General features: G+C 39.7%; 13 protein-coding genes. 6 read left to right on the top strand and 7 right to left on the bottom strand.

Annotation, left to right across the window (positions count from 1 at the left end):
• Positions 1–220: 220 nt before the first annotated feature.
• From G8D99_RS09515 to G8D99_RS09505, 3 genes are all read left to right on the top strand, one after another.
• Positions 221–4,687: a type I secretion C-terminal target domain-containing protein gene (locus G8D99_RS09515; RefSeq protein WP_166325004.1), complete on the top strand. Its 4,467-nt coding sequence runs from the start codon at positions 221–223 to the stop codon at positions 4,685–4,687.
• A gap of 96 nt (positions 4,688–4,783) precedes the next feature.
• Positions 4,784–5,380 (top strand): IMPACT family protein, encoded by a 597-nt coding sequence (locus G8D99_RS09510; protein WP_166325001.1) that lies wholly within the window; start codon positions 4,784–4,786, stop codon positions 5,378–5,380.
• Positions 5,373–5,993 carry an acyltransferase gene (locus G8D99_RS09505; protein ID WP_166324998.1) on the top strand — a complete coding sequence of 207 codons (621 nt, stop codon included), beginning with the start codon at positions 5,373–5,375 and terminating at the stop codon, positions 5,991–5,993. The genes G8D99_RS09510 and G8D99_RS09505 overlap by 8 nt, the downstream gene beginning before the upstream one ends.
• 97 nt (positions 5,994–6,090) lie before the next feature.
• On the opposite strand, the gene G8D99_RS09500 is transcribed toward G8D99_RS09505, so the two are convergent.
• Entirely contained in the window at positions 6,091–7,038 is a 948-nt protein-coding gene (locus G8D99_RS09500) for a LysR family transcriptional regulator (RefSeq protein WP_166324995.1), read from the bottom strand.
• Between the two features lie 263 nt (positions 7,039–7,301).
• Here G8D99_RS09500 and G8D99_RS09495 point away from each other — a divergent pair, with 263 nt between their 5' ends.
• The gene (locus tag G8D99_RS09495; RefSeq protein ID WP_166324992.1) at positions 7,302–8,357 is read left to right on the top strand and encodes an aromatic ring-hydroxylating oxygenase subunit alpha; all 1,056 of its coding nucleotides are present in this window, start codon (positions 7,302–7,304) and stop codon (positions 8,355–8,357) included.
• 260 nt (positions 8,358–8,617) lie between these two features.
• Positions 8,618–9,460 (top strand): universal stress protein, encoded by an 843-nt coding sequence (locus G8D99_RS09490; RefSeq protein ID WP_166324989.1) that lies wholly within the window; start codon positions 8,618–8,620, stop codon positions 9,458–9,460.
• 330 nt (positions 9,461–9,790) lie between these two features.
• Here the strand turns inward: G8D99_RS09490 and G8D99_RS09485 are convergent, their stop codons facing one another.
• From G8D99_RS09485 to fdxA, 3 genes are all read right to left on the bottom strand, one after another.
• Entirely contained in the window at positions 9,791–10,456 is a 666-nt protein-coding gene (locus G8D99_RS09485; RefSeq protein ID WP_166324986.1) for an O-methyltransferase, read from the bottom strand.
• Between the two features lie 200 nt (positions 10,457–10,656).
• The gene (locus G8D99_RS09480) at positions 10,657–11,376 is read right to left on the bottom strand and encodes a D-Ala-D-Ala carboxypeptidase family metallohydrolase (RefSeq protein WP_166324983.1); all 720 of its coding nucleotides are present in this window, start codon (positions 11,374–11,376) and stop codon (positions 10,657–10,659) included.
• A gap of 138 nt (positions 11,377–11,514) precedes the next feature.
• A complete protein-coding gene (fdxA, locus tag G8D99_RS09475; protein ID WP_166011947.1) occupies positions 11,515–11,838 on the bottom strand; it encodes a ferredoxin FdxA in 324 nt (107 codons plus the stop codon).
• A gap of 298 nt (positions 11,839–12,136) precedes the next feature.
• Here fdxA and G8D99_RS09470 point away from each other — a divergent pair, with 298 nt between their 5' ends.
• Positions 12,137–12,340 carry an acyl-CoA thioesterase gene (locus G8D99_RS09470; RefSeq protein WP_166324980.1) on the top strand — a complete coding sequence of 68 codons (204 nt, stop codon included), beginning with the start codon at positions 12,137–12,139 and terminating at the stop codon, positions 12,338–12,340.
• Between the two features lie 56 nt (positions 12,341–12,396).
• Here the strand turns inward: G8D99_RS09470 and mutS are convergent, their stop codons facing one another.
• The 3 genes from mutS to G8D99_RS09455 all read right to left on the bottom strand — a co-directional run bounded on the left by mutS (position 12,397) and on the right by G8D99_RS09455 (position 18,363).
• Positions 12,397–15,045 carry a DNA mismatch repair protein MutS gene (mutS, locus tag G8D99_RS09465; protein ID WP_166324977.1) on the bottom strand — a complete coding sequence of 883 codons (2,649 nt, stop codon included), beginning with the start codon at positions 15,043–15,045 and terminating at the stop codon, positions 12,397–12,399.
• A gap of 285 nt (positions 15,046–15,330) precedes the next feature.
• Positions 15,331–17,307: an alpha/beta fold hydrolase gene (locus G8D99_RS09460; protein ID WP_227554290.1), complete on the bottom strand. Its 1,977-nt coding sequence runs from the start codon at positions 17,305–17,307 to the stop codon at positions 15,331–15,333.
• Between the two features lie 144 nt (positions 17,308–17,451).
• Entirely contained in the window at positions 17,452–18,363 is a 912-nt protein-coding gene (locus G8D99_RS09455) for an ABUW_2363 family tetratricopeptide repeat lipoprotein (RefSeq protein WP_166324971.1), read from the bottom strand.
• Positions 18,364–18,415: the final 52 nt, after the last annotated feature.

Genomic DNA, 18,415 nt, shown 5'->3' with positions numbered 1-18,415 from the left:
TATGTCAACAACTCGATTTAGAGATTCAAATTTCTATTTGACTGAAACATATGCTCAAGTAAATCAACAATCCGAAATGTCGTTAAATAATTCATCACAAAACAATGATTTTAATCAGCAGAATGATAGATTAAATCCAGCTGACAGTATAGCCTCATTTAGAGTGGATACCACTTTACCCATCGTTACTTATAGCTATGAAAATAATGTCATAACTTTTATGAGTAATAAAGATGGAGAGATTTTTCTTAGGGATGATGACTTAGAAGATCTTCTTTATTTAAGAGTTGAAAAAGATACCCCATATACTTATGAAATTCCGAGAAGTTTGAATACCTCTATAATTGTGATCCGTGTAAGTGATGTATACGGTAATAGGACGATTGTAAGGGTTCCAATTGATCAACAAGACCAAAGCTCAGCCAAGAATGTGATCACTGAAGTTGAGGGAACAGATTTTATTGTGACTGAAGATGAAATTCAGGATAGATTCCTCAGCATAAAAGGACGTCTAGTCGGTCTTTATGCTGATGATGTTCCATTAAGCATAAATATTAAAGTGAGGCTGCCTAATTCAAATGAATTTATTGAAATAGAATCACTGAATATTGATCAAAATGGTTACTGGACTGCAGAAATTCCTTTAAATGATATTACTGTTTTAGCAGGTGAAGGGATAATTTATGCTGATGCTCAAATCAAAACAATTCAGGGCAAAATATATAGCAGCACCAGCGAGCCTGCAAACTTTGTAATTACCATCAATACAACTGAACCATCTGAATTCGCTCAACCGGATATTAATGAAATCGATTTTGAACAAGTCAATGTTCAAAATTCACTAGAGACTGTAAATTCCACTCAATTTATTAATCTTTTGAATATTTCTGATCGATTAAAGGGTGAACTCGAAAATGGTTCAGCTTTAGAAATCGGTTCACTTACCAGTCAACAAAGAAATTTATTTAATCCATCGGAAACTACAATTAAAAGCAATACCATCGGTAAAATCACATTGAGTTTTCAAGATTTATCTCTATTAACAGTCGCTAAAGCCTATGGCATCGTTTTACAAAAGCTCGATGACAATGGCGTATGGCAATATCATATGTCAGCACCATTATTTCAGAATGGTGTCGTTGCAACGTTGGGCACACAATATGCGCTTGGTGCCGTGGATAATGATGGTGAACGAACGTTGACCTTTAATGGTTTAACTGAAGGGCAGTACCGTGTTTCTAGCTATATTATTCCTAGTGAATTAACTCAGTTCTTAAAAGATTTTGAGTTGTCTAATTTGGGGGCAGAGGGAACCCTGCTAGGACAAAAAAATCAAGATTTTTTAATTGATTTGGTCAGTAAAACTTTAGGTCAAGACAGTCCTTCTACTCAGCAATTAATTTCATTTATTCAGACTTTACTTGTTGGTGTCAACACCGTCACTTTACCGATTTCTTTTATTTTAGATCGAATCACAGACTTGCCTTTATTTCGACATATTCTATTCGCACTTGATAAATTTGTGGATTATGTGGTTGCGCCAGTTGTGACCAATACCATCGACCTGTTGCATAACTTAAATGTGAATATTAGTTACACAGAAAGCTATATTCAATCCAAGGTCATTACTGGCAATGTGCTCACTAACGATTATAGTGATATCAATGATCTGAATTTAATTGCCGTTAAAGTATTTGATGGAAACGTTTATCAGTCATACGATATTCAGGCGGGATCACTGACAGAAGTCGTGGGGCAATTTGGTATCCTTAGAATCGGATCCAATGGTGAATATAGTTATAGCGCTTTTGCCAATAGTCATGAAATCAAAGGCAATGAGTATTTCAAATACAGTGTTATTTTAAATGGCGAACAAAAAGACATTGATTTAATCATTAAAATTAACGGAAATGATGCACTCAATTTAACCGCTGTGGATGATGAAAATTATCTGCAACTGGCTGTCGATCCAACGGTCATCCAACAAAATCTACAGCAAGTGACGGCAGGTGGGCTTGCATATGTTGGATTAGGCAGTGTACTGGATTTAAATGCGATTAGAATTGAAAATGTTTTGCAATTCAATATTGAGCACGATACATCACGTGTTGTGACCTTAAAAGCTGAATCTGGCGGTGTGCAAGTCTTAACAGACTTTGATTTATTTATTTATAAATGGAATGCAGAATTCCAACAATATGAGCTATATAAACAACATCAGGATTGGTTTGGCGTGGCATTATTGGGCGGGGTTTCAGATGAAATCACCTATACGCTCGAGTCTGGTCAATATATTGCATTAATTGAACCCACACGTGGGATTAATGCATTATATGGTTATACATTGAAAACCACCCAAGATTTATTGTTAGATTACGCTAATCCTTTGGCTGTATACGGAAAAGCAAGTGGAAACGTGATTGATGATATTAATCAGACGCAAGGAAGTAAGGACTATAGTCCAAATTTAGAAGCACTTTATATTACAGCAGCCAATGGACAGAATATCCTAGGTGATCAAAACTATTCTGGTTTAAAAATTCAAGGTCAATATGGTGAATTAGAAATTTTTGCCAATGGTGATTATACCTATACAGCTTATAACAATAAGACATTTAACTATGGTGAAACTGAAATATTTACGTATACAGTTTACGATCCAATTTTAAACCAATGGCAAAATGCTGAACTTAAAATCACATTAGATCTGGTCGATTACACACCACAAATGGATATGGTTAAAGTAGATCTCGTGATTGATCCAAGTGAAACTTATTATAAAGATTTAAGTGTAAAAAATAGTGTCACTCAGGGCAAAAAATCTACCACTGGATTTGGTGTGGTTGATATTGGACTAGGCAACGTTTTATCTGCCGATATTATTTCATCTAAACCGGGGCTTAATATTCAAGTTAAGCAAGGTGAATTGGCTTCGATTCAGTTTAGTGCCACAGGTTCATCGGTCGTGGGACTGGGTAATGTTTCTGATTTGATGATTTATAAGAAAAATTCATTGACGGGTAAATATGAACTTTATCATTCTAGTGACAGTTTCTTAATCGTTCCACTGGCTGTGCTCGGTATACCTTTAGGCGGTATTTATAATACACCTGAAAAAGTGGTCTTTTCTGAAGGGGAATATATTGCGTACTTGGTAACGCAGGGTGTGAGTGTCATTGGTGGAACTACACTGAGTGCTGATAATATGACGGTCTATGATTATAACCATGTCGATGATTATCAAGGCTATCTGGAAGGTGATCTCGGATTAGCTGACCATTTACAATTAAGTGCTATTGAAAATCAGAACCTGAATGGTGGAGAAATAACGCTTGTAGGAGATTTTGGAACGCTTACTATCAGCGAGACAGGTCAATATCAATATCAAGTTAATCCAAATTTACCAACGCCGCCATATGGCAATGTGGATACTTTCAGTTATGTGGTCACGGACACTTTAACCGATCAAAGTACGGTATCTGTCCTCAATGTTAAATTTTCTTCTGTAGATGCACAGTCCGATCGTGTGGATGAAAACGGGCAACAGCTCACGACATATGCGACACTGACCAATAAACTAAATGAAAGTGATGTGGTTTTTAATGCATCGTCAGCATTATCTAAATCAAATAAAGTTCAAGCCACAGCCTTAGATAAATTTTCAAAAAAAATTAACTTTGACATTGATGTAAATCAGACATCAAAAGGCTTGAAGTTAAAATTTGAAGGTTTAGCAGATGTGAGCTCATATAAAATTGATCTGACCTATAGTCTGGTCTTGGTGAAAAATCATTTAGGACAAACCGTAAATCAAGTGATTGCCACAGATTCAATTTCTCAAGTTGCTCAAGCAAGTTTGAATCTTGAACTCCATGATTTGGCGGGGGGTAAATACGAACTTGTGTTAAATATGCCAGGTAAAGCGGGATCGTTCCGTTATTTTGGTTATGATTTTAAGGTATACAATCAGTATCCTGATCAATGGGTGCATGACCCTGATGCACAAGACCCTGGAGTGACGGGTAACTTAATTGCAAATGACTCATTTAATGATGCGTTATTGTCTCATACCATTTTAAAAATCAATGGTAAAACCATATTGCTTGACCCGAGCAAAACAGCTCAAGATATTGCTGTAACGGGTCAATATGGCGTTCTTCATATACAGTCCGATGGTCAATATCAATATGTCGCAAATGGGCAGGGGGGTGGAAAAGAAATTTTTGTTTACGAACTGATTTCACCTACAGGCGATAGCGATAAAGCAACATTGGAAATCGATGTTGCAAAAAATGTGATTGGGTCTAATACGGAAGATCGTGTTGAAAGTGGTTCCGCAGATGATGTTTATTTTCTTGGAAATGGTGCAGACACAGTCATCTTTAATCTTTTAGATACTTTAGATGCACGTGGCGGTAATGGAACAGATACTTGGAAAGACTTTGATCATCAAGATAAGATTGATATTTCGGCATTGTTGGATGGTGCAACATCAACCAATATTGAACAGTATGTGAGTGTGAGTACAGTCAATGGAGATACGCAAGTCTTTATCGATCGGGATGGTCAAGGCGCAACACCAAATACCAGCTCACAATCGCAGTTTGAATTAACTCATTTAATCACATTACAAGATCGTGAGTTATCTCTTGATCAACTCCTACAAAATAATCAAATTATTTATTGATCTAGATGCAAAAAAATCCCCAAGTTGTTGGGGATTTTTTTTGCATTGTAGATTCTACAGGTATAATAAGCTCTTATTTGTACATATTAAATTTCTATGCCTTTTACCCTTGTTTCTGAAGTTCGCTTTGAAGAAGACATTAAAAAAAGCCGTTTTGAAGCCATTGCGGCAACGGTTGAAAATGAACAAGATGTAAAAGACTTTTTGGAACATCATAAAGACCTGACCACCACACATCAATGCTGGGCATGGAAAATCGGTCATCATGTGCGTTTTAATGATGATGGTGAACCCTCAGGCACTGCTGGGCGTCCGATTTTAGCCACTATTGAAGGCAATGACTTAACCAATGTGATTGTCTTGGTTAATCGTTGGTATGGTGGAATTAAGTTGGGCACAGGCGGTTTAGTGCGTGCTTATGGTGGCTGTGCCGGTCAGTGTTTGATGCTCGCTGAAAAAACTGAATTAATAGAAAAGAAAGAGGTACGTTTTCAATGCTTATTCAATGAATGGGCCATTTTTCAATATGAATTAAAATCTCAAAATATTGATTATGTTGAAGACTATACCGCTGATGGTGTAATGATTGAAGCCAAATTACAAGTCCATCAAATTGATGCGCTTGCAATAAAAATTCAGGATGTCACCCGCGGGCGTGAGCAGCTTAAAGTTGAGGAAAAAACAGATGACTGAAGACGCTCGACTGCTGAAATATCGTGAACAACATAAACATCGACTCAATTATATGCCGTGGTTATATTGGTCGCTCAAACCAAAAAATCGTGTCTGGGCTGAAGCGTGGCAGCAAGAATACCAAGCCTATTTAATGGATATGGAAACCATAGAGATTGGTGAAAATTGTTTTATCTCACCCTTAGCCCATATTTTTGCAGAGCCGGGGCGTAAGATTGTGATTGGGGACAATAGCTTTATTGCAGCAGACTGTACTTTGCATGGGCCTTTAGAGATTGGCAATGAAGTGGCAATTAACCATAACTGTATCTTAGATGGCGGACGTGCAGGGATTAAGCTGCATGATCAAGTGCGCATAGCGGCGTATTGTCATTTGTATGCTTTTGACCATGGCATGGCGCTTGATCAGCCGATTTATAAGCAGGCTGTACGCTCACAAGGGATTGAGATTGAACAAGATGTCTGGCTGGGTGCACATGTGGGGATTAAAGATGGCATTAAAATTGGCAAGCATGCCATTGTCGGTATGAACAGTATGGTCACCAAAGATGTTGCAGAACAACAGATTGTGGCAGGAAATCCCGCACAGTTCATACGGTTAAGAGACCAGTAAAACGTTTGATCTTCTAAGGATATTCCTTGAGTTATTGATGAGCTTGTTCTTATACATGAAGATTTAGATCATCCAATACAAGGTGCTTTAATGGTCTTCAACGCACTAGGCTCGGTATGTCTCGTTGCGATTTTAAGCGTTCCATCTGTTCAATGATATGCTTGATCATAATTTGCGACACCCGTGACACTTGACGCTTCGGTGCAACACAAAGTGCCACGGTTAATGGATGTACCCCTTGCTCAATGATGGGTTTAAACACCATTTCATCACGCTCAAGACCGGGCAGTGCATCTAAATAACTCAAAATACCGATCCCAAGTTGATCTTTAATCAGGGTATTGATCAATCGAATATCATTAGATTCTGTTTTACGTGTGGGATTAAACTGATGATGTTTATACATAGCCTGAACATAGTCATGAATCATCAAAGGCGATGCCGCAATCAGATGGTTTTCATTTAGCGTATCTGAAAAATAAATTTTCTCTGCCTGCGCCAATGGATGGTGTTTACTCAGTACGAAACCTAAAGGTAACTCTAAAAAATGCATGACTTGCAATTGTTGATGCGATTTGGGATTTAAAATCAGACCAAAATCCAGTTCGGCGTGCATGATTCTTTTTGCAATCACTGCACTGTCTGCCACTTGAATCTTAAAATTAATCCATGGGTAGTGCGTATACATATGTTTCACGGAATGCGGGATAAAACCTTCACTCAATGCTGAGATCAGTCCAAACTCAATGGTGCCGCGTTTTAAACCTTGAATCTCATCAAAACGAATGCAGGTGTGTTGAAACTCTTTTTGCCATTTTAATAGATCGGCATACAGCAATTCACCTGCCAAAGTGAGTTTTAAACCTGAAGGCAAGCGCTCAAACAGCTCAATCCCCAGTTCTTCTTCGGCTAAATCAATCTGACGATGTACTGCTGACACAGAGATATACAATTGGTCGGCAGCCTTACGTAAACTGCCTGTTTTAGCAACGGCAATAAAATAATCAGAAAAACGAGAAAAAGGCGTATTTAAAATTTTGCTCAAGTTCGGTGCAACCTTTGAAAATTTAAAAAAATATGAGCCATGATTAAGCGAAATCTATGCCAAAGCTGGATATTCAGCCTTAAAAAAGCACCATGTTTTATCCGTTCTAATTTTTAGAATCACTATTGCTAAACATTCTAATAGACGCAAAGCCTGCATTTTCGGTAGTTTCAATGTCAAGTCAAGAGGCTGATGTGATTAATCTGAACAAGCCTAATGCATCAGCCAGTTTTACAACAAATTTGAATCTATATGGGCATGGTATGAACGCAATTCCAGTGATCAATGTATTTGAGCAACCCTGTAATAGCCAATTTGAAGCTCAAGACTGGCAGATTTTGGCGCAGCATTGGTTCCCTGTTGCTCGGATACAAGATGTCTCTACAACGCCACAACGGGTGACCTTGCTCGATGTAAATATGGCCTTGTATCAAACTGAATCAGGCAGTATCCATTTGGTTCGTGACCTTTGCCCGCATCGTGGTGTACCGCTGACCAAAGGTTGGGTAAAAGGCGAGCATATCGTGTGTCCATATCATGGTTTGGAATATAACCAACACGGTAAATGTACCAAAATTCCGGCACAACCGGATTTAACCAAAATTTCAGATCGCTTTTCATTAACCACATTTCCTGTGGTCGAAAAATACGGCTTAGTCTGGACCAGTCTTTTTGGACGTGATCCAAATAAAGCCAACTTTCCACTGATGGACACTTGGGATTCCGAGCAGCACCAAGCAATCTTGCCACCTTTTGTGGATATTGCAGGGTCGAGTGGTCGGCAGTTAGAGGGGTTTATTGATGTTGCCCATTTTGCATTTGTACACCACAACTCATTTGCCAATGCGGAAAATCCAGTGGTACCTCGCTACTCCACTGAACGAACACGCTATGGACTGCATACTGAATATGTCAGTAATGTCAGTAATTATCCGCATGGTTTACAGCATTTGGCACCACCCGATTTTCTATGGAAACGTGTGTTTAATGTTTATCCGCCTTTTGCGGCGATTTTGACGGTACATTTTCCTAAAGAGGGAATTTTAAAAATTCTTAATGCTTGTTGTCCGGTGTCACATAACAAAACCCGGCTGTTTGTACCTTTAACGAGAAATTTTGATACCACAGGAGATCTGCAAGCGGTATATGATTTTAATGCACAGATTTTTGCTGAAGATCAGGATTTGGTTGAAAGTCAAAAGCCTGAAGAATTGCCGCTGGATATCAGCATGGAAGCACATTTTGAAGCGGATCGGTCATCGACGCTCTACCGACGACTCTTAGCTGAAATGGGGTTAAGCAAGCGTTATGTGGTTTAGTGGCTAGGCTTAGCTTGATTGAGAGAAAACCGTGTGGTATCGCGTCACTAAGATATCGAATGGTATAGCAACCACATTTCTGTCTAGTTCAGGCATGCATTTATAGACATAGATTCAGTGTGTATTCAGTCTAAAGTAATTTAAGCTTAATATGAGTGCTGGCAACACAGGATCATTACACAAAAAATCGTCATTTTTAAAAAACTTATGCTAATTTAAAACTAGAAGAATAACCGACAAAAAGTCAAAGTGAGGCTATCATGAACCGTGTCATTGCATGTATTGACTCTTCTCCTTGTATCAATGCTATTGCCGATGCAGCGGCATGGATTGCGCAGAAAACAGGGCGTGAATTGGTGTTATTACAAGTGCTCGATTACTATCCTGCCAGTTATCATTTGGGTGAAATCAGCGGTGTGATTGGCTTTGAAAGCAATGCCATGCTGTTAAAAGAATTGGCAGAGCTAGAACAAAAGCAAAGTGAGTTGGCACTCGATTATAGTAATAATTTGCTCAATCATATTTCAGATTTAATTGAACAAAAATATCAGATTAAACCCTCACAAATTCAAGAAAAAGGCGATTTTCTCGAACAAAGTTTCAATGCCTTACGTGAAACGGACATTGTGTTGATTGGTCGGGTTGGTGAGCGCTCTGCGGAAAAGAATAAAAGTTTGGGGAGCAATGTCGAAAACTTTATCCGAGGCGCAAAATGTACTGTGATGACCGTGGGGGAAAGCTTTAAGCCACCAACACGCTTTATTTTTGCTTATGAAGATTCGCCGACCTGTAAAGAGATGATGCAACGGGTGGCGAAAAGTGATTTCTTACGTCAGCTACAGTGCCATTTGCTCTATGTGGGAGATCATCCAGAGATTCTCAATACACCTTCAGAATTTCTCAAAGATGCAGGGCTTGATGTTGTGGTTGAATATCGTTATGGCGATGTGGCTGAAAATATTTTGGATTATCAACATCAACACCAGATCCAATTGATCGTATTGGGTGCTTATAGTCGAAGTAAAGTTCGGCAGTTCTTTTTGGGCAGTATTACTACCAATATTTTCCGAAATTCACCAGTGCCGCTGTTGGTCGCAAAATAATTCATTTGATCAAATGTGAATCTAAAATTGATAACAGATTGTTCATAGATATGCTAATTTATATGAACAATCATGTTTAAATATTCAGCGATATTTTAAAACTGTGACCGATGACTTAGGTCTAAAATATTTGATTGTTTTATAATCTTTTAATAATTATTGTATTTAATCATTGTGTTATCGTTAAAATTTAATTTTATCCACAGCTTTATCAACAATAATCGGGGATAACTTTTGCTTGATTGTCTTGACTCATTTTTTTAGATTGCTTAAAAAAGCTCCATATGAAAATGGAGCTTTTTTAAATGATCATTCTTTTAATTTTAAGGCTTATTTCACAATCGCCAAAGCAAAGCCATCATGCCCTTTAGAGCCCACAGTTTGTAGCGCCGTGCTTGAGCGTAAACGCGGGTGATTTTGCATTAAAGCATACATATCACGAATACCTTGAATACTCGGTTTTACATTTTCAGGGTTCATGATGTCGCCGGCACGGATGACATTGTCTAAGAAAATGATGGTCCCTGAATGTGAGCGTTCTAAACACAATTCTAAATATTCAGGGTAACTTTGTTTATCGGCATCAATAAAGATAAAGTCAAATGGTTCAAAGTCAGCAGGCAGGGCACGAATGATGTCAGCGGCACGTCCGACTTTTAATTCAACGCTTTGTTTGAGCTTGGCATTATTAATATTTTCTTGAGCTAAAGCTGCATGGGTATCACGTCCCTCAATGGTGAGGATATAGCCATCTTCAGGTAAGGCACGTGCTAACCACATGGTGCTATAGGCGGCAAAGGTTCCCAATTCTAAGACACGTTTACATTTGTTCATTTCAATGAGCATTTGTAACAGCATGCCTTGATTGGCAGCAACAGCTAAATGGTCAGGAAAACCTTTATCATCCGTATTTTTTAAGGTTTGAGTCAAAATTGGGTCTTCGGGTATTAAATGTGACTCGATATAGGCATCGATGTCTGACCACATTTGTTGCATAGTATGTTTACCTAGATAACCTGAATTTGATTATGTGCATTGTAATCATTTCAACACTGAGTGCAATTTTTATAGCCTTTGTTGAATAAAATATAGTCAGATTTTAAAGTGCGCTATAAATAGCTCGGAAATAGAAAAGCGCGAAAAAAGAAAAGAGATCATCAAGACCTCTTATAGTTAATTAAGTAGATTGAACCAATTTAGTAATTACATAATGACGAATTACGCGTCAAATCAGGACCCCAAGTGCGGTAACCTTGCGTGTCGATATGGATTTGACCGGAAGCATATAGACCTAAGCCCATATTTAAACTCTGACCATGATTGATCCAGAACTGACACAGTTTAAATTTTTGATTTTGAATCATGGCATAATCATCTGCACGGGGGTATTCAGGCCCAATGCGGAAATCAATCGCTGAATTGAATAAGTGACGTGAAGAGCCTGCACCACCGGCACACTGATTTAAAGGCAGGTCACGATAGACTGAGGTCACTTCAAAATCGGTTAACACTTTAGCCGCAACCAAATATTTAAACACTTTTAAAGTCGGCAACTGATTGCGCCACAGCTCTTTGCTCGGCACCATATATTCGGTACGTCCACATTTCTGCCAGTCACGTGCCGATTTCATCAATTCAAAGCTCGGAATAATATTGCCGACGTTATTCTGTTCTAAATAACGCTCATATTCACGCACACGTGATTGGTTGTCACCGAGCATGATCCAGTTACGGTAAGAGTTTGGCATGACTTTGGGTTTAACAGGTCGGTCAACAATGATTTTTTCTTGTGGTATATAAATTCGGTGTCCCGTAGGGGTAAGTACCGTGTGACTTTTTTTAGGGGAAGAAGTACAGCCAAACGTCACCAGCGAAATTGCACCGATGGTCAGTAGACCCTTCAAAATTTGTTTCATTATGAACATTACTGAATGAATTTAGAGATTATTCTAGTCTAAAAATGCAAAGAGATTTTGCATAAATTGCAATTAAATGTACTTTTTGGGTATAAAGTTAAATAAAAAAAGATCAGCCGTAGCTGATCTTTAAGTCTTTTATTTTTCTAAATATTGTAATTTATCTGGTTTACCATTCCACTCTTCGCGGTCAGCAGGCTGATCACCGATTTGCGTAATGTTCGGCCATTTTTCAGCCAATTCAGCATTCAATTCGATAAAAACTTCTTGACCTTCAGGAAGCTCATCTTCTGAGAAAATTGCATTTGCAGGGCATTCTGGTTCACACAATGCACAGTCAATGCACTCATCAGGATTAATGACAAGGAAATTAGGACCTTCGTAGAAACAATCTACAGGACACACTTCTACGCAGTCTTGATATTTACATTTAATACAATTTTCAGTGACAACAAAGGTCATGGCGACAGCTACCTAAAAAATATGGTTCTAATGACGAATAGCGTATTTTAGGCAAAAATGGGTTCAACAAACAATTCCTTTTATTGATATTTGTTATTTATATGTGTGAAAAGCAAAAAAATATCCAGTTATTATCAATAAAATTGATGTATAAGCTAAAAATAGATTTTAATGAAAATCGTTTCGCTGTTGAACTGATCTTTCGATGAGGTGTAGATGGTAGGAGATAATGTTTAAGCCTTTCAGGATATACATATTTTATCTAAATCTTGCTTATTTTATCGCCTATAATAGGCCTATGAAAAAACGTCCTTATCGAAAACCGATCATTCCGCCTTCAAATTGGACCACAGCGCAAGATTGTTACTTGATTGAACATTGCAATTTGACGCATGAAGAATTGAAACAGTCGTTGCCTTATTCGGATGATGAAATTATGCAACGTAAAGAAATCTTGGGTCTGATTCGACGCAGTAAGCAACTGCGAAAATGGATGGATTAAAAAAATCCCGTATTAATGCAATACGGGATTTTTTTGTTTAGCTTGAACTTTGAGGCTTAAGTCTGCAATTGGTCTTTAAGCGCATAAAGCTGTTGCAGCGCTTCACGTGGCGTCAAGCTATCCACATCAATGCTTTTGAGTAATTCAAGTGCAGGTGAGGCTTTTTCGATCTCAATCACACGTTCAATCACTTCAGGTTCTACATAGCTCTCAGCTGCAAATAAGTCATTTTGTACAGCAACTGGCTTATGCACATGTTGTTTTTCCAAAATGCGTAAACGATGCTGTGCTTCTTTAATTACAGCTGCGGGGATCCCGGCAAGTTTGGCCACTTGCAAACCATGACTTTGACTGGCAGGACCGTGTTGAACTTTATGTAGCAAGATCAGGTTGCCATTTATTTCTTGCGCAGTGACATGGTAGTTTTCAATAAAGGCTTGTTTGCCCAATTCAGTCAGTTCAAAATAATGGGTCGCGAATAGACACAGACATTGAATACGTTGGGTTAGGTCGAGTACACATGCCCATGCCAGAGATAAACCATCATAGGTACTGGTGCCACGACCCACTTCATCCATCAGTACCAAAGACTGGTTGGTCGCATGGTGTAGAATTTGCGAAGTTTCCGTCATTTCGACCATAAAGGTTGATTTACCCGAAGACAAATCATCAGCAGAACCGATTCGGGTAAAGATGCGGTCAATTGGGCCGAGTTTGACTGACTTAGCAGGCACATAACTACCGCAATACGCTAATAAACTAATCAAAGCGGTTTGACGCATAAACGTTGATTTACCGCCCATATTTGGACCGGTGATAATCGCCATGCGATGGTTAAAATCAAGCTGAGTGTCATTGGGGGTATATGGCGTTTTAATCAGCGATTCCACCACAGGATGACGACCTGCCACAATGTGGATGCCAATTTCGGGGCTATACTCAGGACGGCTCCAGTTCTGCAAACGTGCTTGATGAGCAAAGTTACTGATCAAGTCAATCTGAGCAATTGCACTGCTCATCATCTGAAGATTGGCAATGTCTTGACGTAGCTCATCCAATAGCATTTCAAACAGCAGTTTTTCACGGGCCAAAGCACGAGATTCGCTCGACAGCACTTTATCTTCAAAGGCCTTCAGTTCTGGCGTGATATAGCGCTCTGCATTTTTGAGTGTTTGACGACGAATGTAGTGATCAGGCGCTTGTTCTGCTTGGGCACGGGTCAGTTCGATATAGTAGCCACTAACGCGGTTATAACCAATTTTTAAGGTGTTAATGCCGGTGGCTTCACGTTCTTGAATTTCAAGATCAATCAGGAATTGACCGGCATGATCACGAATTTGACGTAGCTCATCCAACTCAGCGTCAAAACCTTCAGCAATGACATTACCATCACGAAGTAAAACTGGTGGATTTTCCACAATGGCCGACATCAAGCGTTGATGCAATCCATGAAAGTCGCCCAACTCTTCATTCAGTTGGGTGAGCAGTAGCGATTGTTGCTTCGACACAATCGGTTGCAGGGCATGACGCAAATATGGAATTTGGGCACAGGCTTGACGCAATTGAACCAAGTCACGTGGACGTGCACTGCCTAATGCGATACGACTCAGCACACGTTCGATATCACTGATCTCTTTTAATACCAATCGTACAGCGGCTTCATGGTAGCCCTTCAACAGCACCTCAATCGCATCTAGACGCTCATCGAGTTGTGCCGTATCACGCATCGGTTGCATCAAGGTGCGACCCAGTAAGCGTCCGCCCATCGCGGTTTGACAGTCATTGATCAAAGCGTACAGTGATGTACCGTGCTCGAATAAAGGATCAATGATTTCTAAGTTGCGACGGGTCACGGGGTCAAGCGCAATAAAGTCAGAACTTTGTTCAAGCTTAATTGAACGGATATGTGGCAACGCTGTTTTTTGAGTTTCTTTGGCGTAGTGAATCAGCGCAGCAGCCGCCGCTTTGGCTAAAGGTAAATGATCAATGCCAAAACCTGAAAGTGTGGACACAGCGAATTGATCACATAGGGTTTTTTGCGCATTATTTAAATTAAAATCGACATTCGGTCTTTTGCTGATCGGGCAATCCATCTGTGATTTAATCTGTTCAAGCATGCTTTGAAGTGATGCATTTTGCTCAAACATATTTTCATCAATCACCAACTCGCTTGGCATCAGACGAGCCAATTCAAGTGGGAGTTGATCGGTATCAAACGTTTGCTGTTGAACTTTGAAAATACCCGCACTTAGGTCAAGTAACGCAATCCCAATCTGATTTTGCTGTACGCATAGTGCCACCAAATTTGAACTTTGGTGTGCATTTAACAGTGCATCATCAGTCAATGTACCGGGGGTAATGATACGCACCACACCGCGTTCAACCGGCCCTTTACCGGTCACTTCACCAATTTGTTCACAGATGACAACGTTTTCACCTTTTTTGACCAAGCGCGCGATATAGCCTTCCGCGGCATGATAAGGTACGCCCGCCATTGGAATCGGATTGCCGTTAGCTTTACCACGATGGGTTAGGGTAATGCCTAAAATTTTGGCTGCTTTGTGGGCATCGTCAAAAAATAGCTCATAAAAATCCCCCATACGATAAAACATCAATGCATGCGGATGTTGCATTTTCATTGACATGTATTGTTGCATCATGGGTGTGAGGGTAGAAAAATCGAGTGCTGTGCTGTCTGTGTTCATTAAAAATCTAAAATCCTTCAATGACGCTAAATTATCATGACCACATTTAAAGTGGTATTGGCTTTGGCATGAAATTGTGAAAATGCATAACAGTAGCTCAATTTCATATCGCGGTTTTTTTACTGTTCAGCCCGCAGGAGTTTAATGCAAATGATGATTCAAGCTAATGCTTTCATCCTCCAGTTTTAACGGTTATATGCCATTTTTTTAACGATGATCGAAAATGATTGTCAATAATGTACCTATAAAAAAAGCCCCATATCGGGGCTTCATGAGAAGTTGGAATTATTGCGTTATGCCATGTTCTTTTAAGTGCAATTTTAAGATCCGACGCAATTCAAGCACCGCTTCAGGGGTTTCCTGAATCGAGTGTCCGCCTTTTAAAATCGTTTCAGAGGCAGCGCCGTCGAGGTGGGCACTTTCATAAGCCACCACACCATCATTGATCTGACTTTTATCATTGGATTTAGATAAGTTGCCGAGAATCGAATGAAACACAAAGCCCTTAGGTGGCACGATATCTTCAGTCAGCTTGGTGAATTTAGAACGGTCACTCAGGTCACTTGGTCCATTTTGAATTAAGCCATGATCAATATTGCGCATAAAGTCATGCATCTTAATGTCTTGCTCCATTAAGGTTTCTGCAAATGCACCGATAAAAGCACCGGGCAGCTTAATGATTTTGCGTAGGGCAAGGGTAAACCAACGCTCCGCATATTCTGTACCACGATGTGGAGATGACAAAAAAATCGCACGACTAAAATTATCGATCGGTTGAATCACCAAGCGTTGTTTAAACAAGGGTTCCTGGGTGAGTTTTTTTATGTCTTGGGTTTTAAGCACCGTGTTGGCTTTTTCAGAAACGTCAGCATTACTCACCATCAGACGCGCAATAATGCCACCCATGCTGTGACCAATCAATACCGCATCTTTAGCTGCATTGGCTTTCGGGTCGAGTTGTTGAAAGGTCTGACGCACTAAAGCATTGATCTGATAATGACTTTCTAAAATCGGCATATTGGTGGAATAGAACACTTGCCACACCTGATAGTGCTCACGCAGCACACTGTCGCCCATAATATCATTGGTCAGGCGAATCCACGCCTCAGGACTACTTGCCAAACCATGCACCAACACAATCACTTTTTTATTGGGGTTATAAGGTTCGAGTTTAAACAGTTGCGGCATAGTGATGCTGTTGTCACGGTCGATCAAACTCAAATATGCTGAAGCCCCGAGATTATTCTCCGCCAGCCACAATCCATAAGGTGCAGAGAAGTTAGCGGCTAGGGGGTAGGCATGACCCGCAACTTCAACCCGATCATTGGCATAGGGGTCGAAAATATTCAACTGAAAATCTGGACTATTTAAGATCGCATCTACGGTATTGCCCGATTTGGGTTGAGCGGTAATGGTTACCGCCAAATAACGTGGGTCATGAATATTGGGGTTAATCCCATTGGGATATTGATGGTTGATCGGGTCAACAATGTATTTGAAATTTTTACGGGTTTTTTCAGGCGGTAAAGTTGCTACAAATTCGGAGCCAAAACCATCACGACGGTTGATCGAGCGGAAGCCTGAGAAATTTAAGATATAACTCGACAGCAAACTTTCTAAGCGCTTACCTGCAATTTGTGAGTAATGATCGTAATTAACATGATAGGTACTTTGACCCACTTTAATGGCTTTAGGCACACGTTCACGGTCGTAGCGTAGACCGTAATTGGTCACCAATTTGGCAATGGCTTGATTATAAAAGTCACGAATTTGAACCTGACGGTTGTCAAAAATACGATCACTCGGATGACGCTTGGTCACAAACAAATAGGCATAGCTATAGCGGATGCTTTTATCGAGATAAATGAGTTGTTCATCGAGGCAGGATTCAAAACTTTGTCGATTATTGAGTTGCTTTTCTTCAGATTGAAAACGAGCAATACGACTCACTGCACAGGCTGAAGAGTTGCCTAGAGTTAATGCCTTGGTTAAATAAATTTCACTGGCTGCGGAGTAGAGCTGTTCGTCTTGAATTTGCGGAATGTCCTGAATTTCACTGATACATTTTTCAGGTTCCTCGGCACATTTTTCCCCTTCTTTCCCCGTCATAGACAGCACATTGAGGCTGGCTTCACTCATTTTTTTACGGGTTAAAATACTGTCACGTTCGTTGGCAATGGTGACGTTGAGTTTTTGATTTTTAACACTAACCACTTGGCAACCACTGACAAACAGTGGCAATACGGCAAAGAGGGCAAGCATTATTTTTGTGTTTGTTTGCTTCATATGCGCATTACAAGAAAGAGATTTGAAAAAGCATACTTGATTTTGCTTCAATTAAGAATAAGCCAAAAAAAATAGACTGTCGAAACAGTCTATTTTTGATCATAAAATGAGAGTTAAGGCTTATGATTTCGCAGGATTATTTAAAATCTGCCAAACGTTATAGCGGCCTTTGCTTTCAATCTCTGCAATTAAACGATCTGCCACTTCAGCTTCATCAGGATATTTCACCTTGTAATTTTTTAAAGTTTGGATCGCATTTTTCTTTTGATCCATATAAATGAAGTTATTTGCAGACACTAAATATGCTTCTTGAACGCCGGCTTTGATGGCTTTATCGATATATGGAATCGCTTCTTTTTGACCGCCACCCTCAGACAACGAGAAACCAAACCAGAAGTTTGCTTCAGCATCTTCTTTATTGATCTTCAAAATCTGTTGTGCATATTTCAGTGATTTTGTTGTATAGGCAGAACCTAAGTCTAAATTACGACCCATGATGCTGGCTTTAAATGCACGGATTAAAATATCAAAGGATGCATTGTTTTTAGAAGCCAATTCATCGAGCTGTGCAGACACTTCTTTTAGCTTCGTCTCAAAGCCTTTACGTTCTTGGCGGTCTGTGAAATGCGGTGGATAGTGACGTGCTTTACCCTCAACCATTTGCAAGAAGTCATCGATATCGGTGATATCAATTTCATTTTGACCCGCAAGCGCTGCATACTTCATTGAGCGTTGTGTGCTGTTTACTGTAGGAATGATCAACTTGTTGGTGTCTAAAACCACTTTCTTATTGGTTTTAGGATCGGTCACTTCAAGTTTCGTTACCGGTTGAGCAGCTGCTTTTTTCAATTCCAATTCGAATACCGGCGGTTGGGCATAGTCAAACGGATTTAAAGCATAAAACGGAGCACTCAAATCAGGCTCTGTAAAAACGATTGAATCGGTATTTTTATTTTGTTTAACAGGGGCTGTACTACACGCTGTTAGAAATGCTGTTGCGAGCATTGCACACAGGAGGGGTTTGATCGTCATAAGTCGGTCCAATATATTGTTGTATGTGTAGAGAGAGGCTTAGGGTCAGTCT

Source organism: Acinetobacter lanii, from assembly GCF_011578285.1.
Classification (GTDB): domain Bacteria; phylum Pseudomonadota; class Gammaproteobacteria; order Pseudomonadales; family Moraxellaceae; genus Acinetobacter; species Acinetobacter lanii.
The sequence above is the reverse complement of the archived record's forward strand: the minus strand, read 5'-3'. Positions and strand labels throughout refer to the sequence as shown.